Genomic DNA, 26,760 nt, shown 5'->3' with positions numbered 1-26,760 from the left:
GGCCGGAGCGGCCGCCGCGGCGGCGCGCGTCGGCAGCGCAGAGGGCGTGGCGGGCGCCTCGGGGGCGCTCCACGACTCGGCGGACGGTGCCTCGGTGGCGGGCGTCGCCTCGGGCTCGGCGAACGTCGGGGCCCAGGCGGGCTCCGCCTCGGCGGCAGGCGTCGGCGCCCAGACGGGCTCCTCGACCTCGGCAGCAGGCGTCGGGGCCCAGACGGGCTCGGCCTCGGCAGCAGGCGTCGGCGCCCAGACGGGCTCCTCGACCTCGGCCGCTGGCGTCGGCGACCAGGCCGGCTCCTCGACCTCAGCAGCAGGCGTCGGGGCCCAGACGGGCTCGGCCTCGGCAGCAGGCGTCGGCGCCCAGACGGGCTCCTCGACCTCAGCCGCGGGCGTCGGCGACCAGGCCGGCTCCTCGGTCTCGGCGGCGGGCGTCGGCGACCAGGCCGGCTCCTCGGTCTCGGCGGCGGGCGTCGGCGACCAGGCCGGCTCCTCGGTCTCGGCGGCGGGGGCCGGGGCCCACGTCTGCTCCTCGACCTCGGCGGCGGGCGCAGCGGCCCACACGGGCTCCTGCACGTCGGGGGCTGCCTCGACGGCGACCTCGTCGGTGTGCTCGGTGTCCTCGACCTGCTCGGCGGGCGCGGGCGCCCACTCGTCGTCGGCCAGCTGCGGGACGACCATGGGCTCCGGCGAGGCGGAGTGCGCCCCGAGGGACATCCACGGCGCGCGCACCGGGTCGGCGGGACGGTCGTCGTCGTCCGAGGCGAGGCCCGGGATCTCGATGCCGGAGGCCGGGGTGCCCGTCGCCAGGTCGCCGCGACCGCGGAACCCGGAGAACAGGCCGGCACGGGCGGCGGGCGAGGACGGCGCGGCCGGGGCGGGCGTCGCCTCGGGCTCGGGCGTCGACGCCCACGCGGAGGTCGAGGCCCGCGAGCGGCTCGGGAGGCCGGCGTTGAGCGGCGTCGTCGCGATCGTCGGCGGCGTCCACTCGCCCCCGGCGGAGCCGAGGTCGGCGCTGAGGTTCCCGGACGGGACCTCGGGCAGGACGATCTTGTCCTCGTCGAACGTCTTCGCGGAGCGCGTCGGCAGCGCACCCGGCTGGCCACCGCCACGGACGGGCAGCGCCGACGGAGCGGCGACCTCGTTCTCGCCCGTGTCGTCGGTGCGCTTGCGGCGCGGCAGGCCGAGGCCCGTCTGGCCGTCGGTGAGGGCCGCGAGGTCGACCTCGCGGACGACCGGCGCGTCCTCGACGGCCGGGGCCGGCGCGGCGGGGAGCTGCGCGGCCTGCTGCGGCGCGGAGGGCGCGCCGTAGAGCGCGGTCTCGGTCGCGGCGAACAGCGTCGACGGGAACCGGACGATGGTCTCGGTGCCGGTGCCCTGCGAGCTCTTGTGCAGGCGCACCTCGGCGCCGAGGCGCTGGGCGAGGCGGCCGACGACGAAGAGGCCGAGGCGCTGGGCGCCCAGGGCGTCGCTCGCGGAGACCGACACGATCTTCGAGTTCGCCGCGGCGAGCTCGGCCTCGGTCATGCCCAGGCCGTGGTCGAGGATGCGGACGTACACGTGCTGGCCGGACACGCCGGTGGTGACGGTGACGGGCGTCTCCGGCTCGGAGAAGATCGTCGCGTTCTCGAGGAGCTCGGCGAGCATGTGCGCGGCGCCCAGGGCGTTGAAGCCGAGCATGTGCGGGTCGACCTGCAGGTCGAGCTCGACGCGGTCGTACTGCTCGATCTCCGAGGACGCCGTCCGGATCACGTCGGACAGCGGCATCGCGTCGCGCAGGCGTCGACCGGAGTCGATGCCGGCGAGCACGAGGAGCGACTCCGCGTTACGGCGCATGCGGGTGGCCAGGTGGTCGAGCCGGAAGAGGTTCGCCAGCGTCGACGGGTCCTCCTCCGCACGCTCGAGCGAGTCGATGAACGACAGCTGGCGGTTGAGGAGCACCTGGTCGCGGCGGGCGACGTTGACGAACATCTCCGCGATCGACCCACGCAGGGCGGCCTGCTCCTGGGCGACCTGGACGGTCGTGGCGTTCACGGAGTTGAACGCGTCGGCGAGCTTGCCGACCTCGTCGCGCGAGTTGACCGGGATCGGCTGCAGGACGATCTCGGGGCCCTCACCGGGGACGGCCACCTGCTCGACGAGCTTCGGGAGCTGCTCGCGGACGTCGGCGGCGGCGGCGGTCAGGCGCCGCAGCGGCGTGACGATCGCACGGGCGATGACGAGGGCGAAGAACAGGGACAGCGCGGCGGCGGCGACGGCGAGCGCGATCGTGTAGACCGCACGCGTCTCGGACGCGGTCGCGGCGTCGTCGGCGATCTCGGACGCGCGCTTCAGGACGGCGTCGTTGACGCTGACGAGCGACGCGAGCTGCTGCTGGATGTCACCGGAGTACGCGGCAGGGTCGATGCGGTCGAAACCCTGCGAGTTGCCCTGCTGCATCCACGTACGCATCGACGTGAAGGACGAGGAGGGGTCACGGGCGGGCATCGCGATGCCGTTCTCGCCGAGCCGCTCGACGGCGGCACGGGCACGGGCACGCGACACCTCGGTCGTCGTGACGAGGTTCTGGTAGACGCGTGCGCCGGCGGCCTGCGCCTGGCGGGCGCGCAGCAGGCCCTGACCGGCGAGCATCTCGGTGACGAGGCCGTCGGCCGTCGCGGAGACGTCGCGGTACGCGGTGACGTACTGCGCGAGCGTGCGGTCGTCGAGGACGTTCGCGACCTGCTCGACGAGGTCGATCTGGCCCTTGATGATGGCCTCGTAGCTGTTGGCCGTCTGGTTCCGGTCGCCCTTGCCGTCGACGAGCGTGCGCACCTGCGGCAGCGCCGTGTTGTGCGCGAGCTGCACCTCCTGGAACTGCCGCACCACGGAGGGCGGGAACTCCTCGAGGTCGAGCTCACGCGTGATCGGCCGGACCTTCGCCAGCATCGAGTCGGTCGCGGCCCGAGCGGCCGCGATCTCCTCGACCGGCGCGGCGTTCACCGACAGCACGCGCTCCGTCTGGATCGCGCTCGCGAGCGGGGCGTACGCCTGGAGCGCCGCCACGGCACCCTCGGCCGCCCGCACCCGCTGCGCCTCGCGGATCGCGTCGTACGAGATGAACGCCCCAGCACCGAACAGGACGAGCATGGGCACGGCAAGGACAGCCAAGATCTTGGCGCGGATGCCAAGCCGTCGCAGCATGTCGTTCCTCTCCTCCACCCGACACGGGTGTTGCCACCGGGGGGCGTGTCGGCCCTGCGTCCTGTCGGAACCCTCGAGGGGGTCCACCGCCACCATCGGCTCCTGGACACCGGACCATTAGCCCGCGCCAGAGTTTGCCACGGACCTCACCCGATGGGATACGCCGGGACGGGACCAGGTGCGCACCCTATCTGCCGCGTCCTGACAGGCCGCTAGGGTGCGCAGATGAGGGCTGTCGTGGTCACGGAGCCGGGTCCCGCGGACGTCCTGCGGGTGGCCGACGTGGACGAGCCCGCGCCGGGCCCGGCCGAGGTGCTCGTGCAGGTCAGCGCGGCGGGGGTCAACCGGGCGGACCTCCTCCAGCGCGAGGGCCGCTACCCCCCTCCGCCGGGTGCGCCGCCGTGGCCGGGCCTCGAGGTGTCGGGCGTCGTCGTGGCCGTGGGGGACGCCGTGGCGGGTCGCTGGGCGCCTGGCGACCGGGTCGCCGCGCTCCTGGGGGGCGGAGGTTACGCCGATCGGGTGACGGTCCATGCCGACCTGTGCCTGCCCGTGCCGGACTCCGTGCCCCTCGAGGACGCCGCCGCGCTGCCCGAGGCGGTCGCGACGGTGTGGTCGAACCTGCGTGCGGCGCACCTGTCGCCGGGCGAGACGCTCCTCGTGCACGGCGGGTCCGGCGGGGTCGGCTCGGTGGCCGTGCAGCTCGGCCGGGCGCTCGGCACGCGCGTCCTGGCGACGGCCGGCGGCCCGGACCGGGTCGCGCGCGTCCGCGAGCTCGGTGCCGACGTCGTGCTCGACCACCGGGAGGACGACCTGGTGGGCCGCGTGCGTGCCGCGACGGACCACCGGGGCGTCGACGTCGTGCTCGACGTGCTCGGGGCGGGCGCCCTCGCGGACAACCTGCGGATCCTGGCGGACGGCGGCCGCCTCGTCGTCATCGGGATGCAGCAGGGGCGGCGGGCCGAGCTCGACCTCGGGCTGCTGCTCGCGCGGCGCGCGTCGGTCATCGGCACGACGCTGCGGTCGCGCCCGCACGCGCAGAAGGCCGCGATCGTCGACGGGGTCGCGCGGCACGTGTGGCCGCTGGTCGCCGACGGCACGGTCCGGCCCGTCGTGCACGCGCGCGTCCCGCTCGCGGACGCCCCGGAGGCGCACCGGATGATGGAGCGCGGCGAGGTCTTCGGGAAGGTGCTGCTGATCCCCTGATCCCCTGAGCCGCCCGACGCCGCGACCGGTGTCAGTCGAGCAGGCCCGCCGCGAGCGCCGGGACGATCACGGGCGTGAGCGGCAGCCGCGGGATCAGCGTCGCCTGGACCGCGTGGTACAGGTCGGCCTTGCCCGCCCACACCGTGCGCGACACCGTGTTGTCGGTGCCGAGCTCGTGCCACCACGAGCCGCCCTCGCGGTCCAGGTGGTGCGCGCCGACGTACTCCCACCACTGCGTGTAGAGGTCGTCGAACCGCCGCTCGCCGGTCGCGGCGTGCAGCGCGGCGGCCGCGGCGACGGCCTCGGCGGCGACCCAGTGCATGCGCTCGCGCACGACCGGCGCGCCGTCCCAGTCGACCGTGTAGACGAACCCGGGGGCACCGTCGACGTCCCAGCCCTCGCGCACGCCGGCGTCGAACAGCGCGACCGCGTCGTCGAGCAGCCACGTCGGGGCGACGTCGCCGCGCGCGGTCACGGCAGCGCGTGCGTGCAGCGTGAGGCGCGCCCACTCGAACCAGTGGCCGATGGTCGCGCCGTAGGGACGGAACGGGTGCGCGGGCGTGTCGACGTTGTACTCGAGGTCGGCGACCCAGTCCGCGTCGAAGTGCTCCGGGATGCGCCACGAGTTGCCCTTGGCGAACCCGTCGACGACGCGCTCGACGATCCGCAGCGCGCGGTCGAGCCAGACGCGGTGACCCGTGACGTCGGCGGCCGCGAGGTACGCCTCGACCGTGTGCATGTTCGCGTTGACGCCGCGGTAGGTGTCGAGCGTCGTGAACGTGCGGTCCCACTGCTCGACCGCGAGGCCCGCCTCGTCGTCCCAGAACCACCGCTCGGAGACCGCGAGCGCCTCGTCCAGGACCTCGCGCGCGCCGGGGCGGCCCGCGGCCGTCGCGCTCGACGCCGCGAGGATCACGAACGCGTGCGGGTAGGCGGCCTTGTCGGTGTCCCGCGGGGTGCCGTCGCGCTCGACCTCCGCGAACCAGCCGCCGTGCTCGTCGTCGTGGAAGACGCCGCGCAGCGCCGCGAGCCCGTGGTCGACGAGCGCCGCCGAGCCGGGGCGTCCCAGCAGGTGCCCGATCGCGTACACGTGCGTCATGCGGCACGTGATCCAGAGCTCGAGCGGGCCGTCCTGCACGCCGCCCTGCTCGTCCTGCCGCGCGAACCCGCCGCCGGGCAGCGCCGACGCCCTCCCGAAGTCCAGCAACCGGTCGGTCTCGCCCTCGAGCCACCGGGCGTGCGCGGGCGTCGTCAGCCAGGACATGCGTCAACCCTACCGACGCCGGACCGGCGACCGGTCCGGGCTGCACGCCGCGGGACGGGCGGGACACAATGCCCGGATGAGCGACGACGAGGCACGTGACGAGGTCGGCACGGAGCAGCACGCGCAGGGTCCGACGGGCGCGGGGCCGCGCGTCGTCGTGGTGCCGGTTCCCGGGGCCGGCGACGGCGCGCCGGACGACGGCCAGGACGAGGGCCAGGACGAGGGCCGGGAGGACGTCTCCGACCTCGTGGGCGAGCCCGCCAAGGTCATGCGGATCGGCACGATGATCAAGCAGCTGCTCGACGAGGTCCGCAGCGCGCCGCTCGACGACGCCGCCCGCGCGCGCCTGGCCGAGGTGCACGAGCGGTCGCTCCAGGAGCTCGAGGACGGCCTGTCCCCCGAGCTCGTGGCCGAGCTGCACCGCATCACGCTGCCGTTCGTCGACGAGCAGACGCCGTCGGACGCCGAGCTGCGGATCGCGCAGGCGCAGCTCGTCGGGTGGCTCGAGGGGCTGTTCCACGGCATCCAGACGGCGCTCGTCGCGCAGCAGATGGCGGCGCAGGCGCAGCTGTCGCAGATGCGTCGCGCGCTCCCGCCCGGGCCCGGCGGGATGCCCGGTCACGCGGCGCACCCGGGTCTGGCGATCGGGGACCCGGACGACCCGGAGCGCCCGGGCACCGGTCAGTACCTGTAGGGCTGCCCCCCGGGGCGACGGTCGCAGCGCCGCAGGGTCCGGACGCAGGCGCGGGCGGCCGTCGCGCCCGGCGGCCGGATCACGCCGGGGGCGGCGCCTCGTCGGCGGCGGTGCGGTCGGTCGCGGTGAGCGCGATCGCGCCCGAGACGAGGACCAGCCCGACGAGCTCGGCGGGGTGCGGGACCTGCTGCAGCACCACGGCCCCGACGACGGCGGCCGTCGCGGGCAGGAGCGCGAGCAGCACCGCGAACGTCGCGGGCCGCACGCGCCGCAGGACCACCTGCTCGAGCGCGTACGGCACGACCGACGACAGGACGGCGACGCCGACGACGAGCAGCGCGAGCCGCGGGTCGACGACGACGGGCGCGGCGTCGCGCACGAAGAACGGCGCGAGCACGAGCGCACCCGCGGTCATCGCGACCGACAGGCCCGTGACACCCCCGCTCTCGGCGGTGGCCACGCGCCGCCCGAGCACGATGTAGCCCGCCCAGCACGCGGCGGACACCCCGATCGCGACGAGCCCGACGACCGCGTCGCCGCCCGGCACGGCCCCCGACCCGAGCGTGACGCCCGCAAGCAGCACGACGCCGAGCGCGGCGACCCCGATCGCGACGCGGTCACGCCACCCGTGCCCGGTGACGGCCGCGACGGCGACGGGTCCGACGAACTCGAGCGCGACCGCGGTGCCGAGCGGCAGGTGGTCGATCGCGACGTAGAACGCGACGTTCATCAGGCCCAGCACCACCCCGAACAGGACGGTGGTGAGCACGGCCCGCCGGGTCCACAGGCCGCGTGACCGCCACGGCCGCCGCCACAGCACGAGCACGACCGCGGCGACCGCGAGCCGCAGCCACGCGACGACCGCGGGCGGGAGCACGTCGAACAGCCCGACCGCGATCGCGGCGCCGAGGTACTGGGTGAGGCCCGACAGCACGAAGAGGAGCGGCGCGGGCACCCGCCCAGCGTAGGCACCGGCGCGACGCCCGCCCGACGGCGCGTGCCCGGGCACGCCGCCCACCTGCGCGCCGGTCCTGGCACGACGCGGCCCGCGTCACCCCGGAGGGTGCGCGGGCCGCGGGTCGTGCGGTCGGGCGGTCGGGTCAGCCCTTGACCGCGCCGCCCAGCAGGCCGCGGACGAAGTACCGCTGGAGCGCGAGGAAGACGATCAGCGGCACGATCATCGCGATGAACGCACCCGCGGACAGCAGGTGCCACTGCGACCCGCGCGTGCCCGCGAGCTCGGCGACGCGCACCGTGAGCGGCGCCACGTCGGGCGTGCCGCCCGCGAACACCAGCGCGACGAGCAGGTCGTTCCACACCCACAGGAACTGGAAGATCGCGAACGACGCGATCGCGGGCGTGAGCAGCGGCAGCAGCACCTGGAAGAAGATCTTCACGTGCCCGGCGCCGTCGACGCGCGCGGCCTCGACGAGCGACGGCGGGATGTCCTTCATGAAGTTGTGCAGCAGGTAGATCGCGAGCGGCAGCGCGAAGATCGAGTGCGACAGCCACACGACCCAGAACGAGCCCGCGAGCCCCCACGACACGTACTGGGAGAGCAGCGGGACGAGCGTGACCTGGATCGGCACGACCTGGAGCGCGAACACGCCCACGAACAGCAGGTTGCGACCCCGGAAGTCGATCCAGGCGAACGCGTACGCCGCGAGCAGCGCGAGCGAGATCGGGATGAGCACCGCGGGCAGCGTGATGACGAGCGAGTTCAGGAAGTAGGTCGCCAGGCTCGTCGAGGACCCGAACAGCGCCTCCTGGTAGTTCTCGAGCGTGAGCTCGGGGTTCCACGGGAGCGTCCACCAGCCCGACGACCGGATCTCGGCGCGCGGGCGGAACGACGTCACGAACAGGCCGAACGTCGGGACGGTCCACAGGACGGCGATGACGATCGCGATGCCCGACGCCCACGGGGAGCTGAGCTTGCCCTTGACCGCCATCGCGCGCTTCTCCGCGCGGGACATCTTGCGCGCCGGCCGGGCGGCGCGGGTGTCAGCCTCGGTCTCGTCGACCAGGTTGGTGGGCGGGATGACGGTCATCGGATCTCCTCCGAGAGTCGCAGCTGCCGCACGTTGTAGACGACGATCGGGATGACGAGGACGAAGAGCAGCACCGCGAGCGCCGCACCGAACGCGGGGTTCTGGGCCCGGAAGGACTGCGTGTAGTACTCGTAGGCCACGACGGACGTGCCGAAGTTGCCGCCGGTCATCGTCCGGACGATGTCGAACACCTTGAGCGTCGCCATCGCGATGGTCGTGAGCACGACGACGAGCGCGGGCCGGATGCTCGGGACGGTGATGAAGCGGAACATCTTGGCGCCGCCCAGGCCGTCGAGGCGCGCGGCCTCGACGATGTCGTCCGGGATGGCCTTGATCGCCGCGGAGAGCACGGTCATCGCGAAGCCGGCCTGGATCCACACCATGACCGCGATGAGGAACAGCGTGTTCCACGGTTGGTTGAGCAGGAACTGCTGCGGTGGCAGCCCGAGCCAGACGAGGACCTGGTTCGCGAGCCCGATCTGCTGGATGTTGCCCTGGTCGGGCCGGTACTCGTAGACGAACTTCCAGATGATCGACGCACCGACGAGTGAGATCGCCATCGGCAGGAAGATCAGCGTCTTCGCGAAGGACTCGAACCGGGTCCGGTCCACCATCACGGCGTACACGAGGCCGATGAACGTCGCCGCGAGCGGGACGAGCACGACCCACAGCAAGGTGTTGCGCAGGACGATCTGGAACTGGTCCTCCGTGAACGCCTTCACGTAGTTGTCGAACCCGACGAACGCGTCACCGCTGTTCGTGTAGAAGGAGTCGCGGATCGTCCGCAGGCCCGGGTACAGCAGGCCGAACGTGAGGAACAGCAGCGTCGGGCCGAGGAACCCGAGCGCGACCACCCAGACGGGCAGCCGCTTGATCCGGTCGACGCCGAACAGGATCAGACCCATCACGACGACGAACAGCAGGATCGCGAGCACCATCAGCGTCAGCTTCTCGCCCGTCGTGTCAGGGCGGATCAACCAGTCCATGGCTCACCTTTCATCGCCGTCCAGGCCGGCGTCGATGCACGGGGGGAGGCGCGCGAGCCGTGCGCGCAGGGGACCGCCGGTGGGACGGCCGTGGTGGGGGCCCGCTGACGGACCCCCACCACGTCGGTGTCACACCGGTCGAGGCGTCACTGCGGCCAGGCCGCCTCGATGTTGTCCAGCGTCTCCTCGTCGGACTGGTTCTCCGCGATCCACGCCGTCATCTGCTTCCAGAACGCGTCGGCGCCGACGGCACCGGGCATCTGGTCGGACCCGTCGAACCGGAACGTGTACGAGTCGTCGGTGAGCAGGTCGAACGACAGCTTGTCGATCGGCGACTGCAGCAGCGCCGGGTCGAGGCCGTTGTTCGCGGACAGCCAGCCCTGGCCGGTGACCTCGGCCTTCTTGTTCGCCCACTCGGGGCTCGACAGGTAGGCCTGGAACGCCTGGACCTCGGGACGGTCGGCGAACGCCGTCACGAACTCACCGCCGCCGAGCAGCGGCTTGTCGTCCTCGGTCTTGCCCGGCAGGTAGAAGGCGTAGACGTCGCCGTCCTCCGCGACCTTGAGGCTCTCGTCCCAGTTGGCCTGGTAGAAGTTCGCCGCACGGTGCAGGAAGCAGGCGCCGTCCGGGATCGGCTGCGCCGCCTCGTTCCACGGGGTCGTCGCGATGGACGTCACGTCGCCCCAGCCGCCGTTGACGCGCTCGGAGTCCTTGAGGATCGAGCCGACGGTCCCGAGGGCCTCGAGGATCTGCGGGTCGTTGAACGGGATCTCGTGGTTGACCCACTGGTCGTAGACGTCCGCGCCTGCGGTCCGCAGGACGACGTCCTCGAGCCAGTCGGTGGCCGGCCAGCCGGTCGCGTCGCCGGACTCGATGCCCGCGCACCACGGCTGCACGTCGGGGTGGTCCTCACGGATCTGGTCGGTCAGCGCGATGAGGTCGTCCCACGTCGTGGGGATCTCGTAGCCGTTCTCCTCGAACGCCGTCGGCGAGTACCAGACGAACGACTTGACGTTCGCGCCGAGCGGCGTCGCGTAGAGCGTGCCGTCGACCGTGCCGTAGTTGACCCAGCCCTCGGTGTAGTACTCGTTCGCGTTGTCGATGACGGCCTGCGGGGCCGGCACGACGACGTCCGGGTACTGCTCGACGATCGACTTCAGGAACCCGGGCTGCGGGATGTACGCGATGTCCGGCGGGTTGCCCGCCTGCAGGCGCACCGGGAGCTGCGCCTCGAACTCGCGCGACCCCTCGTACTCGATCTTCGCGCCCGTGCACTCCTCGAACGGGGCGTAGGAGTCGATCTGCTGCTGCGACTCCGGGTCCACGATCGAGGTGTAGACGCTGATCGTCTTCCCCGACAGGTCGCCGTAGTCCTCGTACGCGGTGCAGTCCGTCGTCGACGACGCGCCGTCGCCGCTGCCCCCGTCGTCGTCACTGCCCGAACAGGCGGTGAGCACGAGCACGAGACCCGCCCCCGCCGCCGCTGCCGCGGTGTAGCCGCGGCGCTTGCGCAAGCCGTTCATGAGACCTCCACGTCGTCATGGTCCGGACGGCGCGACTCCACCCCGTCGCGCCCTCCCCAGCGATGCAAGTCGTTGCGCAAGGGTTTCGCAACCGGCGCACGGGGACAGAACGGTCACAATTGGGCAACGCACACGTGTCAGCGCCCTGACCGCCGTTGCCCGCGGCACCTGCGACGACGCCCGCGGGCGGCTCTCGTCAGTCGACGAGGCTCCGCAGGACCGCGACGGCGCCGTCGTCCTCGATCGTCCCGGTGACCTCGTCGGCCGCGGCGCGCACGACGTCGGACGCGTGCCCCATCGCCACGCCTCGCGCGGCCCACCGCAGCATCTGCACGTCGTTGGACCCGTCGCCCACGGCGACCGTCGCGAACGGCTCGACGCCCTCGTGCTGCCGGATCTCCTCGAGCGCGCTGGCCTTCGACACCCCGCCGGGCGTCAGGTCGAGCCACGCGGACCACCCGACGGCGTACTCGACCTCGTGCAGGCCGACGCGCTCGACGAGCGCGTGGAACTCCTCGGGGCTCGCCTCGGGCGCGCGGATGACGACGCGCGTCGCGGGCGTCGACGCGAGCTCGTCGAACGGCACGACCTGCACGCGCCCGGACAGCTCGCCGGCCGGGAAGTCCGCGGACACCTTGAAGCCGACGCCGAGGTCCTCGACCGCGAACAGCGCGTCGGGCAGCTCCATCGCGATCGTCCGCAGCGCCGGGCCGGGGTCGAACGTCACGGACTTCGTGATCTCGAAGCCGTCGTCGGTGCCGTCGATGCGGGCCGTGACCGCCCCGTTCGAGCACACGACCCAGCCCTCGGTGAGCCCCAGGTCGCGCGCGACCGGCACCGCCGAGTGCGCGCCGCGGCCCGTCGCGAGCACGACGTGCACCCCCGCCTCCCGGACCGCCGCGATCGCGTCGCGCACGTCGGCGGAGATGACGCCGTCGTAGGACATGAGGGTGCCGTCGACGTCGAGCGCGACCATCGTGCAGCGGCTCATCGCACGGGCTCCAGCACCTCGAGGCCGCCCAGGTACGGGCGCAGCGCCTCCGGGACGCGCACCGACCCGTCGGCCTGCTGGTGGTTCTCCAGGATCGCGACGATCCAGCGCGTCGTCGCGAGCGTGCCGTTGAGCGTCGCCGCCGGACGGACCGTGCCGTCCGCGGTGCGCTCGCGCACGCCCAGGCGGCGGGCCTGGAACGTCGTGCAGTTCGACGTCGACGTCAGCTCGAGCCACCGCTGCTGGCTCGGCAGCCACGCCTCGCAGTCGAACTTGCGCGCCGCGCTGCTGCCCAGGTCGCCCGCCGCGGTGTCGATCACGCGGTACGGCAGCTCGACGAGGTCGAGCATCGCCTTCTCCCAGCCGAGGATCCGCCGGTGCTCGTCGGCCGCGTCCTCGACCGTCGTGTAGGAGAACGCCTCGACCTTGTGGAACTGGTGCACGCGGATGATGCCGCGCGTGTCCTTGCCGTACGAGCCGGCTTCACGCCGGTAGCACGCGCTCCAGCCGGCGTACCGCTTCGGGCCGCTCGTCAGGTCGAGGATCTCGCCGCTGTGGTACCCCGCGAGCGCGACCTCCGACGTCCCGACCAGGTACAGGTCGTCCGCAGGCAGGTGGTAGACCTCGTCCGCGTGCGCCCCCAGGTAGCCGGTGCCGGCCATCACCTCGGGCTTGACGAGCGTGGGCGTGATGACGGGCGTGAACCCCGCCGCGAGCGCCCGGTCGACCGCCGCGTTGAGCAGCGCGAGCTCGAGCCGCGCGCCGATGCCCGTCAGGAAGTAGAACCGCGCCCCCGACACCTTCGCGCCGCGCTCGGTGTCGATCGCCGCGAGGCCCTCGCCCAGCGCCAGGTGGTCGCGCACAGCGAAGTCGGCGCCGTACTCCGCGGCGAAGTCGCGCGGGCTCCCGACGTGCTCGAGCACGACGTAGTCGTCCTCGCCGCCGGCCGGGACGCCGTCCTCGACGACGTTGCCGATCCGCCGGGCCAGGTCCGTGGCGTGGCGCTCGGCCTCGTCGGCCTCCGCCTGCAGGCCCTTGACCTTCTCGGCGATCGTCTTGCCGTGCGCGAGCAGCGCCTGCTTCTCCTCGCCCTGCGCCTGCGCGACCTTCTTGCCGTGCGCCTTCTGCTCGGCACGCAGCGTCTCGAACTCGGTGAGGGCGGCGCGGCGGCGGGAGTCGGCGTCGAGGACCTGGTCGACGAGGGACGGGTCGTCGCCACGGAGCCGCTGGCTGGTCCGGACGAGCTCGGGTTCCTCCCGCAGGAGCCGCAGATCGATCACCCGCCGACTCTACCGACCACCCCGCACCCCCCGCCCCGCACCCGACCGGCCCCCGCGGCGCCGAGCTCGCGGATCGCACGGGCGGGAGAGGAGCGGGCGGCGAGGACGGTGCGTGGGAGCGGCGCGGGGCGTTCCGGCGGGTCAGGGGCGGGTGGCCGTAGATTGCCCGTGTGTCGTGGGAGGGGTGGGTCGCGGTCGTCGCGGGTGCGCTCGCGCTCCTCTCGCTGCTCCTCGTCCTCGTGCTGCTCGTCCGGCAGCGCGAGCTCCGGCGGCGCATCGAGTCGCCCGGCAGCGCGCGGTCGGCCCGCGCGCTGCGGCTCGCGCGCGAGATCGAGGGCAGCGGACAGCTCGTCGCGTTCGTCGCGAACCCGTCGAAGCCCGACGTCGCGCACCTGCGCGCCGCGGTGCTGCGGCTGTGCGCCGAGCAGGAGCTGCCCGAGCCGCTCTGGCTCGAGACGACCGTCGAGGACCCGGGCGTGGGTCAGACGCGCGAGGCGGTCGAGCGCGGCGCGGACGTGGTCGTCGCGATGGGCGGCGACGGGACGGTCCGGGCGGTCGCCGAGGGTCTGGTCGGGACGGGCGTGCCGATGGGCCTCATGCCGCTCGGCACGGGCAACCTGCTCGCGCGGAACCTCGACATCCCGCTGTCGGACCCGCTCGCCGCGATGCGCGTCGCCGTCGAGGGCCGCGACCGCACGATCGACGTCGGCTGGCTGCGCGTGCAGCGCTGGGAGTCCGACGTGCACGACGACGTCGCCGAGGCCGCGGACGACCTGCCCGACGACGGGGACGTCCCGCGCGACCACATCTTCCTGGTCATCGCGGGCGTCGGGTTCGACGCGGCGATGGTCGCCGACGCCGACGAGCAGCTCAAGGCGCGCGTCGGCTGGATCGCCTACTTCGTCGCGGGCATGAAGCACCTGCACGGCCGCCGCAGCCGCGTGCACGTCCGGCTCGACGACCAGCCCGTCACCACGACCCGGCTGCGCAGCCTGCTCATCGGCAACTGCGGGAAGCTGCCCGGGGGCATCACGCTGCTGCCCGACGCGGAGCTCGACGACGGCTGGTTCGACGTCGCCGCGATCGACACGCGCGCCGGGATCGCCGGGTGGGCGCAGCTGTTCGGCGAGGTCGTGCTGCAGGGCGTGGGGGTCCGCAACGACCTGCCGGCGAAGATCGGCCGCATCGACCACACGCGCGCGCAGGAGGTGCGGCTCGTCGTGCCGGGCGGGGACCACGTGCAGGTCGACGGCGACGTCGTCGGGCGGGTCACCGAGCTCACGGCCCGGGTCGACCCCGGCGCGCTGGTGGTCCGCGTCCCGACCCGCTGACGGCGACCCGTCGGCGCGCGGCCCGCGGTCGTTGCTCCGGGGTGGTGAAGAATGCCCGACTTCTCCGCCTATGTCCGATCCCGCGGCTACCGTGGGGAGCAGTCGACGCCGACGGTCGCCTCCCACCCCGAGGGCCCGACGCGGCGCCGGCGCGGAGCAGACGAGGAGCAGACGAGGAGCACGGTGACCACCGACAGCCGCCCCGAACCGCCTGCGGGCGCGCCCCGCACGGCGCCCGTGCCCGTGGTGCCGTCCCCCCGGGTGCCGTCGCCCGCGGTGTCGTCGCCCGCGGTGTCGTCGCCCGCGCACCTGCGGGCGTCGCTCGCGTCGGTGGTGCTCGGGACGGTCGGGGCGCTCGCGGCCGTCGGTCTCGGACTCTCGCTGCTGGCCCCGGACCCCGCGCCCGCCCCCGACGAGCGGGCCGTGCTGCTCGACGACCACGCGGTCCCCCCGCCCACGTTCGCCCTGGTCACGAGCGCGTGGGGCGACGACGACGCCGACGGCCTGCGCGGCGCCGCCGAGCGGCCGCTGGGTGGCGTCTTCGTCCACCTCGAGACCGCCGACGCGCGTCCGGCGCACCACCCCGACGGCAGCGTCGTCGCCGCCGCGACCACCGGCGCCGACGGGACGGCCGTGTTCGACGACCTCGCGGGCGGCGTCTACCGGGTGCGCTGGGAGCTGCCGGCCGGGTACGCGCTGACGACGGCCGTCGCGGCGCCCGGCCGTGCGCTCGTGGACTCCGACGCCGAGCCCGTCGCCGGTGACATGACCCGGGGCCGGTCCGGACCCGTCGCGCTGACGGAGCAGGCCGGGCTCGACCTGCCCGCGGCGGCCGACGACGTGACGGCGGACCGGGTCGCGCGCGGGGTCGACGTCGGCGCGACGCCCGTCGCGCAGGTGCTCGACGTCGCGCAGGGCTGAACCCGTCCGCGCCGGTCGTCGCGGGCCGGCGTCCGCTCAGGTCGCGGAGCCCTCGCGCACCGCGCGCAGCCAGTCGCGGGCGCCGACGAAGTCCGCGTCGGCGGTCCCGACGTGGACGGTCGGCGCGACGGCGTCGGCCCGCGGGTACGACCCGAGGAACCGCACGTGCGGGCAGCGGCGGTGCAGGCCCATGATCGCCTCGCCCACGCGCTCGTCGGTGATGTGCCCCTCGGCGTCGATGGAGAACGAGTAGCGGCCGAGCGCGTCGCCGATGGGCCGCGACTCGATGCGGGACAGGTTCACGCCGCGCACCGCGAACTGCTCGAGCATCGCGAGCAGCGCACCGGCCTCGTTGTCGGGCAGGTGCACGACGAGCGTCGTCTTGTCGGCCCCCGTGGGCGCGGGGACCTGGCCGGGGTGGCCGACGACCACGAACCGCGTCACGGCGCTCGGGTTGTCCGCGACGTGCTCGGCGAGCGGCACGAGCCCGTACGTCTCGACGGCGGCGGGCGGGACGAGCGCGGCGTCGAACCCGAGCTCGACGGGCTCGCCGTCGGCGGCGCGACGCGCGAGCAGCGCGGCGGGGGCGGTGTTCGACGTCGCGGGGACGTGCACGACACCCGGGAGGTGGTGCGCGAGCCAGCGGCGGCACTGCACCCACGCGTGCGGGTGCGCGGAGATGCGGCGCACGTCGCTCAGCGCGACGCCCGGGGCACCCGCGAGCGTGAACTGCACGGGCACCAGCACCTCGCGCAGCAGCACGAGCGGCGCGCCGCCGGCCAGGCTGTCGAGCGTCGCGGTGACGCCGCCCTCGACGGTGCTCTCGATCGCGACCACCGCGAAGTCCGCGTCGCCGGAGCGGACCGCCTCGATCGCGGCGCCGACGTCGGTCTGCGGGAGGTACTCGGCCTCGTCGGGTGTGACGACCTGCCGCAGCGCGGCCTCGGTGAACGTGCCCGCGGGCCCGAGGTACGCGTACCGCGGACGACCGCCCCGCCCCGCCGTCGACGTGCCGGACGCGACCGCTCCTGCCTCGGACATCACAGCTCCTCCTCAGGCGCTCCACGCGGCGTCGACCCCACCCGCCGGGGTCGAGGGTAGTGCGCCCGTAGGCTTGACCGGTGCCGACCTCCGCCCGCCCGCGCGCCCTGCGTCACCGCGTGCGCGCGCTCGCCGGCACGCTGCTCGCCGTCGCGACCGTGCTGCTCACCGCCCCGACCGCGGGCGCGGCCGCCCCGACCCCGGCCCCGTCAGGTGCCGCCGCCGAGGGCGGCGCCACCGCGCCGATCGTCCTCGTCGGCGTGACCGGCCTGCGCTGGGACGACGTCACGACGCTCACGACGCCGACCCTGTGGGACCTGTCGCGCGACGGGTCCATCGGCCTCGTCGCCGCCCGCTCGGTCGCGTCGCGCTCGTGCCCCGCGGACGGCTGGCTCGCGGTCTCGTCGGGCGAGCGTGCCGCCGACCTGCCGGCCGACGACCGCACGTGCCGCACGCTCCGCGACCCCGGGGAGGACGGCGTCGTCCCCGGGTGGGACGACTACGGGGCGTCCGCGGACGCCGAGTCGTACGGCGCACGCCCCGGCCTGCTGGGCGACCTGCTCGCGGGCTCGGGCACGCCCGCCACGGGCGTCGGCCCGGGCGCCGCGATCGCGCTCGCCGACGGCGACGGCCTGCCGGTCGGGACGCACGTCGCGCGTCCCGGCAGCACGGCGGCCCTCACGCGCACGGTCCGTGACGCGCTCGCGACCTCGCAGCTCGTGGTCGTCGACGCAGGCGTGCTGCGCGACCCCGGCTACGCCACCGCCGCACGCGGGTCGTCGACGGCGCCCGACGAGGAGCTCGGCGACGAGATCCCCGGCATCGCGGACCCGACCGACCCCGAGCTCCCCACACCCGGCGCGATCGTCGAGCCCACGCGCTCGGCCCAGGCGCAGACCCTCGACGACCGCATCGGCGCGGTCCTGCGCGCCACCGAGCGCACGGGGGCGACGGTCCTCGTCGTGTCGCTCGCCGACTCGAGCCGCGCGACCCTCCAGCTCGCCGCGGCGCTCGGCACCGCTCCCAACGGCGCCGAGTACGCGCGCAACCTGCTCACGTCGGGCGCGACGCGGCAGCCCGGGCTGGTCCAGACGGTCGACGTCACGCCCACGCTGCTCGCGGCCCTCGACCTCGACGACGACGCGCCGGCGCTCGCGGGCGCCACGATCGTGCCGACCGCGGGCCCGGCGACCGCGTCCGCACGGATGGCGATGCTGCTCGACGTGCAGCAGCAGGCGCAGTGGGTCACGCGCGTCAGCGGCGGGTTCTCGACGCGCATGGTGCTCGCGCAGGCCGTGCTGTTCGTCGCCGCCGCGATCATCCTCACGCGCAAGGGCCGCTCCGACCGGCGACCGTTGCGGCCCGCGATGCACGCGCTGAAGATCGCGTCGCTCGCACTCGCCGCCGCACCCATCACCGCGTTCCTCACCGGCCTGGTCCCGTGGTGGCGCGCCGCCGACCCGCGCATGGCGTTCTGGTGGACCGTCCTCGCCTGGATCGCGCTCATCACGGCGCTCGCGCTCGTCGGGCCGTGGCGGCGGTCGGTCCTCGGCCCCGCCGGCTTCGTCGCGGCCGTGACCGTCGGCGTGCTCGTCGTCGACGCGTGCACGGGCTCGCACCTCGTCATCGACACCCCGATGGGTGCGCACCGGCTGCTCGCGGCCCGGTTCTACGGCATGAGCAACCAGGCGTTCGCGCTGCTCACGGCCGCGGGCCTGCTCGTGGCCGTCGCGATCGCCGACCCGCTCGTGCGCCGCGGCCGACGCGTCCTCGCGACGGTCCTGGTGGGCGCGCTGGGGCTGCTGCTCGTCGTCGTGGACGGCGCCCCCGGCCTCGGCTCGGACTTCGGCGGCCCGCCCGCGCTCATCCTCGCGTTCGCGCTGCTCGGCATCGTCGTGAGCGGCCGTCGGGTGCAGTGGAAGACGCTCGCGCTCATCCTCGCCGTCGGCGCGCTCGTCGTCGGCGGCTTCGCGGTGCTCGACTGGATGCGCCCGCCCGCCGACCGCACGCACCTGGGACGGTTCTTCGCGACGGTCCTCGACGGCGGCCTGTGGGACGTCGTCTACCGCAAGCTGTCGGTCAACCTGCGGGTGCTCACGAACTGGCGCTACCTCGTGCTCGCGGTGTTCGGCATCGCGCTCACCTGGATCGTCCTGGCCGGCGACCGCCCGCGGCGCGGCGCCCTCATGGGTCCGCGCAGCCCGCTCGCGGGGCTCCAGGCCGCCGTCCCGCTGCTTCGGCCCGCGGTCCTCGCGATCGGCGCCGGCCTCGGGGTCGGCTTCCTCATCAACGACTCCGGCATCGTCGTACCCGCGACCGGGATCGCGGTCGCGGTGCCGTGCCTCGTCGCCGCGGCGGCGCAGTGGCGGCTGGAGAACCCCGAGCCCACGGCCGTGACCGTCGACGACGGACCTCCGACGGGCGTCGCCGCGCGGGCGGGGACGGCAGTCGCGACGGACGCAGCCGACGGCGGGTCGGCGCAGGACGCGCCCGTCGACCGCGCCGGTGCGACCGCGGCGGTGGGGACCGACGAGGTCAGCGGTGCGTCCGCGGCGGTGGCGACGGACGAGGTCAGCGGTGCGTCTGCGGCGGACGCTGACGCGGCGCGACCGTCTGCTTCACCGACGCCGCCGCCCCCCGGACCCGGCGCGCGCTGACCGCGAGCTGCACGTCGCGGTACTGCGCGGCCCGGTGCAGCTGACCCTTGAGGTCGGACCCGGACGGCCGGTGCCGCAGCTCGCACGGCACCTCGATCACGCGGAAGCCCTGTCGCAGCAGGTCGATCGTCATGCCCGTCTCGACGCCCCACCCGCGCGCGAGCGGGGTCGCGGCCTCGAACGCCTCCCGCGTGAGGCAGCGCATGCCGGACAGCGGCTGCGTGGGCGTCCACCCCGTCATCGACGCGATGGCACGACGCGCGGCGCCGACGACGATCCCGCGACCACCCGCGCCGGGCTGCGGCGGCAGCAGCGCGATCGACAGGTCGGCGTGCCCGTCGACGACGGGCGGCACGAGCGGCGCGGTGTTGACGGCGGTCTCGCCCAGGTCCCCGTCGATGAACAGCAGGACGCGCGGCAGACGGTCGGGCGCGTCGCGCATCGCGACGACGGCGGCGCCGGTCTCCATCGCGGCGGCCTTGCCGCGGTTGTGCGAGTGCCGGACGACGACCGCGCCGGCCTCGCGCGCGACGTGCTGCGTGTTGTCCTCCGACCCGTCGTCGACGACGAGCACGAGGTCGACGTGCGGGATGGCGCGCGCGGAGCGGACGGTCGCGGCGATGCGCCGGGACTCGTCCTTCGCCGGGATGATGACGGCGACCCGCTGCTTGTGCCGGTGCGGCTTGGGCTCGCGCGCGTCGTGCGCGGGCTCACGCGCGGCGTCGCGACCGGCGTCGCGGCCTCCGCGCCGCTGACGGCCGCCCGTGGCCGGGGCCTCGGGGTGCGCGTCGGACGTCGCGGCGGGGGCGTCGGTTCCCGAGCCGGAGGACGTCGCCGCCTCGTCGACCGTCGTGGTGGCGGGCGTCCGGCCACGCGTGCGCGCGGGCGCGGTCGCAGCGGCCGTCGAGGCGTCGGTCGGGCCGGCCTCCGGCTGGTCGTCGGCGGCCTTCCCGCCCTTGCGCGTCACGGGCGCCAGCCTAGCGAGCCGGACGTGGACCGCCCGCCCGGACCCGCAGGCCGGGACGCCGACGGCACCCGTCCGGCGGGCGGCGTCGGCGTCGGCGGCGTCAGCGGGACGGGTGTCAGCGGAGCGTCACCTGGCGGGCGACGAGACCCGCGCGAGCACGGCGCTCGTCGGCGTCGAGCGGCTCGGTCGACGCGAGCGCCTCCGCGAACGAGGGCGCGAACGCGGCGAGCGGCGCCTCGACGTCCTCGGCCTCCGACCCGCGGGCGAGCTCCCACACGGGGACGACGAGCCCGCTGGACCGGAAGTAGCCGACGAACTTGCCGCCGTCGAAGCCCGACGCGCGGCGCGCGTGCAGGCGGGCGAGCGCGTCGAGGACGACCTGCTCGTCGTGCGGCTGCGCCCAGCGGAGGAACTCGCGGGCGCCCATGCGGCACCAGTAGGCGGACTCGGCGGCGGCGAGCTTGCGGGTGTCGATGATGCCCGCGTCGGCCTCCTCCATGGCCGCGACGAGGTCGGGCGTGCGCTCGGTGTCGGGCGCGAGCCAGTAGGAGAACGACTCGTGGACGGTGACCTCGAACGGCACGGACAGGTCGAGCACGTCCTGGAGGCGCGGGCCGGGACCGGGCAGTCCGACCGTCTCGACGGCCGTGCCGGGCTCCACCTCGAGGGCCTCGAGCAGCGAGGCGGCGAGGTCGCGGCTGGCGTCGCCCGACGAGCCGACCGTCTGGAGGGCGAGGAGGACCACGCCGTCGGCGCGGTGCAGCGCGGGCCACGCCGTCGGGAGGACGGTGGTGACGAGGACGTCGCGCGCACCGTGCTCCTGGGTGGTGCGGGCGGTCGCGGTCGCCGCGGGGACGAGCTCCTTGAGCGCGACCCAGTCGGGCTCACCGGGCAGCCCCTCGAACGGACGCAGCACGAAGTCGGGCGTGTTCCTGGCCATGCCCCGAGGCTACCGGGCGCGACGGCACCCGCCCGACCGGTCCCGCGTCGGCCGGTCGGGGCGCGTGTGACGGACCTGGCACGGCAGGTCCACGGACCGGGACGGCCGGGGGCTGCGCGGTCACAGGTCATGCGGAAGGATCGACGGCATGGACCCGCGCGCCGGAACCCCTGCCCAGCCGTCCGACCTCGTCGACCTCGACGCCCTCCTCGGGGCGTACTTCGATCGCGAGCCCGACCTCGACGACCCCGCGCAGCGCGTGGTCTTCGGCACGAGCGGCCACCGCGGGTCCGCCCTGGACTCCGCGTTCAACGAGGCGCACATCGTCGCGATCACCGCGGCGATCGTCGAGTACCGCCGCGGGCAGGGCACCGACGGGCCGCTGTTCATCGGCCGCGACACCCACGGGCTGTCCGAGCCCGCGTTCCGGTCCGCGCTCGAGGTGCTGGCCGCGGCCGGCGTCGAGGTCCGCGTCGACGCGCGCGACTCGTGGACGCCGACGCCCGCCGTCTCGCACGCGATCCTCAGCTACAACGGCGCCGGATCGTCCGAGGGGGTCCGCACCGCCGGGCCTGGCCTGGCCGACGGCATCGTCGTGACCCCGTCGCACAACCCGCCGCGCGACGGCGGCTTCAAGTACAACCCGCCGGACGGCGGCCCGGCCGGGTCGCAGGCGACCGCGTGGATCGCCGACCGCGCGAACGCGATCCTCGCGTCGGGCTGGCGGTCCGTGCCGCGCGTGAGCTACGAGCAGGCGCTCGCGGCCGAGACGACGCGCAAGCACGACTACCTGTCCGCGTACGTCGACGACCTCGCGAACGTCCTCGACCTCGAGGCGATCCGGACGTCGGGCGTGCGCATCGGCGCCGACCCGCTCGGCGGCGCGTCCGTCGAGTACTGGGGCGCGATCGGCGAGCGCTACGGCCTCGACCTCACCGTCGTGAACCCGCAGGTCGACCCGCGCTGGTCGTTCATGACCCTCGACTGGGACGGCAAGATCCGCATGGACTGCTCGTCGCCGTACGCGATGGCGTCGCTCGTCCAGCGCATGGCCGGCGGCGAGGCGCCGTTCGACGTCGCGACCGGCAACGACGCGGACTCCGACCGGCACGGCATCGTGACGCCCGACGGCGGCCTGATGAACCCCAACCACTACATCGCCGTGATGATCCACTACCTGTACGGCGGCGCCCGCCCGGGCTGGCCCACGGGGACGGCGATCGGGAAGACGCTCGTGTCGTCGAGCCTGGTCGACCGCGTCGCCGCGCGCCTCGGTCGCCGGCTCATCGAGGTGCCCGTCGGGTTCAAGTGGTTCGTGCCCGGGCTCGTCGACGGGTCCGTCGGGTTCGGCGGCGAGGAGTCCGCCGGGGCGTCGTTCCTCCGCAAGGACGGCACCGTCTGGACCACCGACAAGGACGGCCTGCTGCCCGCGCTGCTCGCGTCCGAGATCATCGCGACCACGGGGAAGTCGCCGTCGCAGATCCACCGCGAGCTCGTCGGCGAGTTCGGCGAGTCCTGGTACGCGCGCGTGGACGCCGCCGCGACCCGCGAGGAGAAGAAGACCCTCGCCGCGCTCGACGCCTCGCAGGTCACCGCGACGACGCTCGCGGGCGAGCCGATCACCGCGCGCCTCACGCACGCGCCCGGCAACGACGCGGCCATCGGCGGCCTCAAGGTCACGACCGAGAACGCGTGGTTCGCCGCGCGGCCCTCAGGCACCGAGGACGTCTACAAGATCTACGCCGAGTCGTTCGTCTCCGAGGAGCACCTCACGCAGGTCCAGGACGAGGCCAAGCAGGTCGTCTCCCAGGCCCTGGGCAGCTGATCCGGCCGACGCCGCCGTCCTCGCTCGACGACGACCCGGGTCTGGCGACCGCTGACGCACCGTCTCCGGTCCTCAGACCCGGGTCGCGGCCGTGTGGGTGGCGTGTGGTCGACTGGGCGGCCGGTGGGCGTCGACCGGCGTCCATCATGAGCCCGCGGAGAGGACCGATCATGGCGCACCTGCTGTTCTTCGACTTCCCGACCGACGGGCCCGTCGGTGACGAGGCCGTCACCACGTTCGGGGACCTGGCGGCGGACATCGCCGCCGAGGACGGGCTGCTCTGGAAGGTCTGGACGGAGGACGCCGAGGCCGGGACGGCGGGCGGCGCGTACCTCTTCACCGACCGCGCGTCGGCCGAGCGCTACCTCGCCAAGCACACCGCGCGTCTCGCGGGCTTCGGCATCACGGACGTGACGACCTTCTCGACGCCCGTCAACGCAGGCCTGTCCGCCATCACCCACGCACCGGTCCCGCAGCAACGGCCGTAGCGCCGGCCCGCCCTGCCGTCACCCGCCCTGCCGCCACCTTCCCTCCCGTCATTCGCGCGCGGACGCCCTGGCCGCGAGGGCGGCGGTGATCTCGGCGGCGCAGTCCAGGGTCGGACGCCGCGTCGTGTCCACCTCGAGGTCGTACCGCACGCCCGCGTGGACGCTGAGCGCCTGGTCGCGCGCCATGCCGGGTACACGATCGGGCCGGTGCGCCTCTCGTGCCGCGGCGACCTCGGGGTCGCAGTGCACGCCGACCCACACGACGTCGAGCCCGTCGAGGGCCCGGCGCACGCGCTCCTGACCGGCGCCTCCGGCCAGCAGGACCTCGTCGAGCACGAGGTGGGCGCCGTGGCGCGCCATGGTCGCGAGCCCGGCGTACCAGGCGTCCTGCCCGGCACCGAACTGCGGACCGACGCTCACCGTGCCGTCCGCGCCGAAGGTGATGTCGGCTCGCGGGCTGTCACCGGCGCCCGGGAGCGCGTCGACGAAGGAGTCGACGCCGAACGTCAGCCACAGTCCGGGGAGCTCCTCCTGCAGGGCGCGGCAGAGGGAGCTCTTCCCCGAGCTGGAGCCGCCGTTCACGACGACGACGTCGACCTGTCCGGACGCGTGCGGCATGCGCGCCACGGTACGGCGAAGCGGGACCCGCCAGTGTGACGGCGGGGACACGGACGGGCCGCGCACCAGGCGGCGGACGCACGGACGGGCCGCGCACCCGGTTGCGAGGTGCGCGGCCCGTCGTGCGGAGCGGCGTCGGGGCGCGACACCGCCCGCTGCACGCACCCCCGACCCGACGCGGTCGGGCGGTGCGTGCGGGGGTGACCGCCGGACCGTGCCTCCGGCGGCCCGAGGTCGGTCGCCGACACCCCGGCGACCGTTCAGGCGACCCGTCAGGCGGCGGTGCGGCCGAGGCCCCGGAAGGACCAGCCGGCCTGGCGCCAGCGCTGCGGGTCGAGCTTGCCGCGCGCGTCGATGACGTTCGCGTTCTGCGTGAGGGCGGCGAGCCTGGCCGGCTCGGCGCCGACGAACTCGTCCCACTCGGTGAGGACGAGGACGACGTCCGCACCCTCGACGGCCTCCTCGGCGGAGGTCGCGTAGCCGAGCGTCGGGAAGGACGCGCGGGCGGTGTCGCCGGCCTCGGGGTCGTACACGGTGACCTGGGCACCGCGCAGGTGCAGGGCCGCGGCGACGTTGAGGGCCGGCGAGTCGCGCACGTCGTCGGTGTGCGGCTTGAAGGCCGCCCCGAGGACGCCGACCCGACGGTTGAGGACGGAGCCGCCGCACGCCTCGAGGGCGAGCTCGACGACGCGGCCGCGCTGGCCCATGTTGATCTCGTCGACCTGCTGGAGCAGGGCGGAGGCCTGGTGCGCACCGAGCTCGTTGGCGCGGTGCATGAGGGCGCGGATGTCCTTGGGGAGGCAGCCGCCGCCGAAGCCGAGACCGGCGTCGAGGAACTGGCGGCCGATGCGGACGTCGTGGCCGAGCGCGTCGGCGAGGACGGTCACGTCCGCGTCGGCGGCCTCGCACACGGAGGCGATCGCGTTGATGAACGAGATCTTGGTCGCGAGGAACGCGTTGGCGCTCACCTTGACGAGCTCGGCGGTGGGCAGGTCGCAGACGACGACCGGCGTGCCCTCGGCGATGGGCGTCTCGTAGACGCGGCGGAGCAGCGCCTCGGAGTCGGCGGTGGTGCCGCCCATGACGATGCGGTCGGGGTGCAGCGTGTCCTGGACGGCCTTGCCCTCACGGAGGAACTCGGGGTTCCACACGAGCTCGACGCGGACGTCCTTGCGGGCCTTGGCCGCGACGAGCTCGCGGAGGCGGGCGCCGGTGCCGACGGGCACGGTGGACTTGCCGACGATGAGCGCGTCGTGCGTGAGGTTCTCGGCGACGGCCGTGGTCGCAGCCTCGACGAAGGACAGGTTCGCGGCGTGGCTCGTCTTGGTCTGCGGCGTGCCGACGCACACGAAGTGCACGTCCGCGAACGCCACGGCCTCGGCGACGTCGGAGGTGAAGCGCAGGCGGCCGGTGGCGAGCTGCTCCTCGAGGAGCTCGGGCAGCCCGGGCTCGTAGAACGGCACCTTGCCGGCCTGGAGCGCGGCGACCTTGGCGGGGTCGACGTCGTAGCCGACGACCTCCATGCCGAGCGCGGCCATCGACACGGCGTGCGTGGCGCCGAGGTAGCCGGTGCCGAGCACCGAGATGCGAGGGGCGGGGGCGTCGGCGTCGAAGACGCGCCGGGGGAAGTGGTCCGCGACCGTGAGGTCCTCGGTGTGCTGCTCGGTCATGTCGTTTCTCCTAGAACGGCGGGGGTTGGCGGTGGGCGTCGCGGGCGTCATGACGCACCGCCCGGGAGGGCGAAGCCTGCGGCGGGGTCGTGCAGTCCCTCGACGAAGGCGGCGAGGGAGTCGGCGCGGGACTCGACGCGCCAGTCGTTGGTGACGCGCTCGCCCTGGCTGATGGTGGTGACGGCGTGGTTGAACCAGGCGAAGCCGACGACGTCGGCGTTCTCCGGCTTGGCCAGCGCGTCGAACAGGTCGGTGACCCACGCGGCCTTCTGGCCGCCGCTCTCCGACGCCCCGATCTCCGCGAGGAAGATCGGCTTGTGCGTGATGGCGCGCAGCTGGTCGAGCGACTTGTCGAAGGTCCACGCGAAGGTGGGCGTCTGGCCGTCGCGGTACGGCGGCCGGTAGTAGCCGGACAGGCCGACCCAGTCGACGTACTCGTCACCCGGGTAGAGCGACTTCGTGTAGGCGAGCGACTGGTTCGCGGCGGGCAGGTTGTTGACGATGTTCGGCGCCCACACCCACAGCACGTACTGGTTGGCGCCGGACGCCTCGAAGATGTCGTGCACGTGGCGCCACATGGCGACGTAGTCGCCGGGGCTGTTGCCGTTGACGGACGCGCCGCCGGAGCCCTGCTCGTTCCACGGGTACCAGGACGCGTTCATCTCGTGGTCGAGACGGATCGCGACGGGCAGGCCGAGGGCGGTGACGTCCGCGGCGTACTGCCGCAGGTAGGCGTCGTAGCGGCCGTTGGTGATCTCCTTGAGGGACCACTCGGGCTCCTCGACCACGTCGTTCGCCGTGGCGAGGTTCCGCGACTCCCACGTGAGCATGGGCATGGCGCCCTTGGCCCACGACCGGCTCACGGCGTCGGCGCGGAAGTTGCCGTCCCAGCCCTGGAAGTAGCCGACGATGTTCGGCTGCGTCCCGATCTGCGCGGCGACGGCGTCCTGCTCGGCCCAGCTGAACGGGGCCTGCGGGGTGTAGAGGCCGAACTGGCGGGCCGTGGGCTGCCGCAGCGCGGCGAGCGGCGGTGCCGTGGGCTTGACCTCGGGGGCGGGGCCGGACGACGACGGCGTGGCCGCGGCGGCACGGGCCCGGGCGAGCGCGGCCTCGGCCTGCTCGGCGCGGTCGCGCGC

Annotated in this window: 21 protein-coding genes; 7 read left to right on the top strand and 14 right to left on the bottom strand. The window is 74.5% G+C overall.

The window, feature by feature from the left end; genetic code table 11:
* On the bottom strand, positions 1-3,177 hold a 3,177-nt coding region (locus CTKZ_RS00460), incomplete at its 3' end, for an ATP-binding protein (RefSeq protein ID WP_160142785.1).
* 225 nt (positions 3,178-3,402) lie between these two features.
* Here CTKZ_RS00460 and CTKZ_RS00455 point away from each other — a divergent pair.
* The gene (locus tag CTKZ_RS00455) at positions 3,403-4,380 is read left to right on the top strand and encodes an NAD(P)H-quinone oxidoreductase (protein ID WP_124341074.1); all 978 of its coding nucleotides are present in this window, start codon (positions 3,403-3,405) and stop codon (positions 4,378-4,380) included.
* Positions 4,381-4,411: 31 nt separating this feature from the next.
* On the opposite strand, the gene CTKZ_RS00450 is transcribed toward CTKZ_RS00455, so the two are convergent.
* The gene (locus CTKZ_RS00450; protein ID WP_124341073.1) at positions 4,412-5,644 is read right to left on the bottom strand and encodes an AGE family epimerase/isomerase; all 1,233 of its coding nucleotides are present in this window, start codon (positions 5,642-5,644) and stop codon (positions 4,412-4,414) included.
* A 76-nt stretch (positions 5,645-5,720) separates the two neighbouring features.
* Here CTKZ_RS00450 and CTKZ_RS00445 point away from each other — a divergent pair, with 76 nt between their 5' ends.
* Positions 5,721-6,338 (top strand): bacterial proteasome activator family protein, encoded by a 618-nt coding sequence (locus CTKZ_RS00445; RefSeq protein WP_124341072.1) that lies wholly within the window; start codon positions 5,721-5,723, stop codon positions 6,336-6,338.
* A gap of 79 nt (positions 6,339-6,417) precedes the next feature.
* Here CTKZ_RS00445 and CTKZ_RS00440 read toward each other — a convergent pair whose 3' ends face one another.
* The 6 genes from CTKZ_RS00440 to serS form a co-directional block, all read right to left on the bottom strand.
* Positions 6,418-7,293: an EamA family transporter gene (locus CTKZ_RS00440; RefSeq protein ID WP_124341071.1), complete on the bottom strand. Its 876-nt coding sequence runs from the start codon at positions 7,291-7,293 to the stop codon at positions 6,418-6,420.
* 145 nt (positions 7,294-7,438) lie between these two features.
* The gene (locus CTKZ_RS00435) at positions 7,439-8,386 is read right to left on the bottom strand and encodes a carbohydrate ABC transporter permease (RefSeq protein WP_124341070.1); all 948 of its coding nucleotides are present in this window, start codon (positions 8,384-8,386) and stop codon (positions 7,439-7,441) included.
* Entirely contained in the window at positions 8,383-9,372 is a 990-nt protein-coding gene (locus CTKZ_RS00430; protein WP_124341069.1) for a carbohydrate ABC transporter permease, read from the bottom strand. The genes CTKZ_RS00435 and CTKZ_RS00430 overlap by 4 nt, the downstream gene beginning before the upstream one ends.
* Before the next feature lie 146 nt (positions 9,373-9,518).
* Positions 9,519-10,895: an ABC transporter substrate-binding protein gene (locus tag CTKZ_RS00425; RefSeq protein ID WP_124341068.1), complete on the bottom strand. Its 1,377-nt coding sequence runs from the start codon at positions 10,893-10,895 to the stop codon at positions 9,519-9,521.
* Positions 10,896-11,091: 196 nt separating this feature from the next.
* Positions 11,092-11,886 carry an HAD family hydrolase gene (locus CTKZ_RS00420; RefSeq protein WP_124341067.1) on the bottom strand — a complete coding sequence of 265 codons (795 nt, stop codon included), beginning with the start codon at positions 11,884-11,886 and terminating at the stop codon, positions 11,092-11,094.
* Positions 11,883-13,166, bottom strand: coding sequence for a serine--tRNA ligase (gene serS / locus CTKZ_RS00415; RefSeq protein ID WP_124341066.1), 1,284 nt, complete (start codon positions 13,164-13,166; stop codon positions 11,883-11,885). The genes CTKZ_RS00420 and serS overlap by 4 nt, the downstream gene beginning before the upstream one ends.
* Before the next feature lie 170 nt (positions 13,167-13,336).
* Here serS and CTKZ_RS00410 point away from each other — a divergent pair, with 170 nt between their 5' ends.
* Complete coding sequence (locus tag CTKZ_RS00410; protein ID WP_124341065.1) at positions 13,337-14,497, top strand: diacylglycerol/lipid kinase family protein; 1,161 nt, start codon at positions 13,337-13,339, stop codon at positions 14,495-14,497.
* A gap of 183 nt (positions 14,498-14,680) precedes the next feature.
* Positions 14,681-15,418: an SdrD B-like domain-containing protein gene (locus CTKZ_RS00405; RefSeq protein WP_124341064.1), complete on the top strand. Its 738-nt coding sequence runs from the start codon at positions 14,681-14,683 to the stop codon at positions 15,416-15,418.
* A gap of 36 nt (positions 15,419-15,454) precedes the next feature.
* On the opposite strand, the gene pheA is transcribed toward CTKZ_RS00405, so the two are convergent.
* Positions 15,455-16,459 (bottom strand): prephenate dehydratase, encoded by a 1,005-nt coding sequence (gene pheA, locus CTKZ_RS00400; protein ID WP_124341063.1) that lies wholly within the window; start codon positions 16,457-16,459, stop codon positions 15,455-15,457.
* Positions 16,460-16,539: 80 nt separating this feature from the next.
* Here pheA and CTKZ_RS00395 point away from each other — a divergent pair, with 80 nt between their 5' ends.
* Positions 16,540-19,116: a hypothetical protein gene (locus CTKZ_RS00395; RefSeq protein ID WP_235843101.1), complete on the top strand. Its 2,577-nt coding sequence runs from the start codon at positions 16,540-16,542 to the stop codon at positions 19,114-19,116.
* On the opposite strand, the gene CTKZ_RS00390 is transcribed toward CTKZ_RS00395, so the two are convergent.
* Complete coding sequence (locus tag CTKZ_RS00390; protein ID WP_124341077.1) at positions 19,031-19,768, bottom strand: glycosyltransferase family 2 protein; 738 nt, start codon at positions 19,766-19,768, stop codon at positions 19,031-19,033. The genes CTKZ_RS00395 and CTKZ_RS00390 overlap by 86 nt on opposite strands.
* Positions 19,769-20,198: 430 nt before the next feature.
* A complete protein-coding gene (locus CTKZ_RS00385) occupies positions 20,199-21,023 on the bottom strand; it encodes a DUF5926 family protein (RefSeq protein ID WP_124341062.1) in 825 nt (274 codons plus the stop codon).
* A gap of 148 nt (positions 21,024-21,171) precedes the next feature.
* Here CTKZ_RS00385 and pgm point away from each other — a divergent pair, with 148 nt between their 5' ends.
* Both pgm and CTKZ_RS00375 read left to right on the top strand, forming a co-directional pair.
* A complete protein-coding gene (pgm, locus tag CTKZ_RS00380) occupies positions 21,172-22,848 on the top strand; it encodes a phosphoglucomutase (alpha-D-glucose-1,6-bisphosphate-dependent) (RefSeq protein WP_124341061.1) in 1,677 nt (558 codons plus the stop codon).
* Between the two features lie 170 nt (positions 22,849-23,018).
* Positions 23,019-23,336, top strand: a complete 318-nt coding sequence (locus CTKZ_RS00375; RefSeq protein ID WP_124341060.1) for a monooxygenase — start codon at positions 23,019-23,021, stop codon at positions 23,334-23,336.
* 48 nt (positions 23,337-23,384) lie between these two features.
* Here the strand turns inward: CTKZ_RS00375 and CTKZ_RS00370 are convergent, their stop codons facing one another.
* The 3 genes from CTKZ_RS00370 to CTKZ_RS00360 form a co-directional block, all read right to left on the bottom strand.
* On the bottom strand, positions 23,385-23,954 hold the full coding sequence (locus CTKZ_RS00370) for a chloramphenicol phosphotransferase CPT family protein (RefSeq protein ID WP_124341059.1): 570 nt from the start codon (positions 23,952-23,954) through the stop codon (positions 23,385-23,387).
* 272 nt (positions 23,955-24,226) lie between these two features.
* Positions 24,227-25,624, bottom strand: coding sequence for a UDP-glucose dehydrogenase family protein (locus tag CTKZ_RS00365; RefSeq protein WP_235843100.1), 1,398 nt, complete (start codon positions 25,622-25,624; stop codon positions 24,227-24,229).
* Between the two features lie 47 nt (positions 25,625-25,671).
* On the bottom strand, positions 25,672-26,760 hold a 1,089-nt coding region (locus CTKZ_RS00360; RefSeq protein ID WP_124341058.1), incomplete at its 5' end, for a glycoside hydrolase family 26 protein.

Origin of the sequence: Cellulomonas algicola (assembly GCF_003851725.1) — a bacterium.
GTDB classification, from domain to species: Bacteria; Actinomycetota; Actinomycetes; order Actinomycetales; family Cellulomonadaceae; genus Cellulomonas; species Cellulomonas algicola.
Note: the sequence above shows the minus strand (reverse complement) of the source record. Positions and strands in the feature narration are given on the sequence as shown.

What these genes read in the sequence shown, in the direction of transcription:
- CTKZ_RS00455 (WP_124341074.1), top strand. Translation starts at nt 3,403, where the DNA reads ATGAGGGCTGTCGTGGTCACGGAGCCGGGTCCCGCGGACGTCCTGCGG.
- CTKZ_RS00450 (WP_124341073.1), bottom strand. Translation starts at nt 5,644, where the DNA reads ATGTCCTGGCTGACGACGCCCGCGCACGCCCGGTGGCTCGAGGGCGAG.
- CTKZ_RS00445 (WP_124341072.1), top strand. Translation starts at nt 5,721, where the DNA reads ATGAGCGACGACGAGGCACGTGACGAGGTCGGCACGGAGCAGCACGCG.
- CTKZ_RS00435 (WP_124341070.1), bottom strand. Translation starts at nt 8,386, where the DNA reads ATGACCGTCATCCCGCCCACCAACCTGGTCGACGAGACCGAGGCTGAC.
- CTKZ_RS00430 (WP_124341069.1), bottom strand. Translation starts at nt 9,372, where the DNA reads ATGGACTGGTTGATCCGCCCTGACACGACGGGCGAGAAGCTGACGCTG.
- CTKZ_RS00425 (WP_124341068.1), bottom strand. Translation starts at nt 10,895, where the DNA reads ATGAACGGCTTGCGCAAGCGCCGCGGCTACACCGCGGCAGCGGCGGCG.
- CTKZ_RS00420 (WP_124341067.1), bottom strand. Translation starts at nt 11,886, where the DNA reads ATGAGCCGCTGCACGATGGTCGCGCTCGACGTCGACGGCACCCTCATG.
- pheA (WP_124341063.1), bottom strand. Translation starts at nt 16,459, where the DNA reads ATGTCCGAGGCAGGAGCGGTCGCGTCCGGCACGTCGACGGCGGGGCGG.
- CTKZ_RS00385 (WP_124341062.1), bottom strand. Translation starts at nt 21,023, where the DNA reads ATGGCCAGGAACACGCCCGACTTCGTGCTGCGTCCGTTCGAGGGGCTG.
- pgm (WP_124341061.1), top strand. Translation starts at nt 21,172, where the DNA reads ATGGACCCGCGCGCCGGAACCCCTGCCCAGCCGTCCGACCTCGTCGAC.
- CTKZ_RS00375 (WP_124341060.1), top strand. Translation starts at nt 23,019, where the DNA reads ATGGCGCACCTGCTGTTCTTCGACTTCCCGACCGACGGGCCCGTCGGT.
- CTKZ_RS00370 (WP_124341059.1), bottom strand. Translation starts at nt 23,954, where the DNA reads ATGCCGCACGCGTCCGGACAGGTCGACGTCGTCGTCGTGAACGGCGGC.
- CTKZ_RS00365 (WP_235843100.1), bottom strand. Translation starts at nt 25,624, where the DNA reads ATGACCGAGCAGCACACCGAGGACCTCACGGTCGCGGACCACTTCCCC.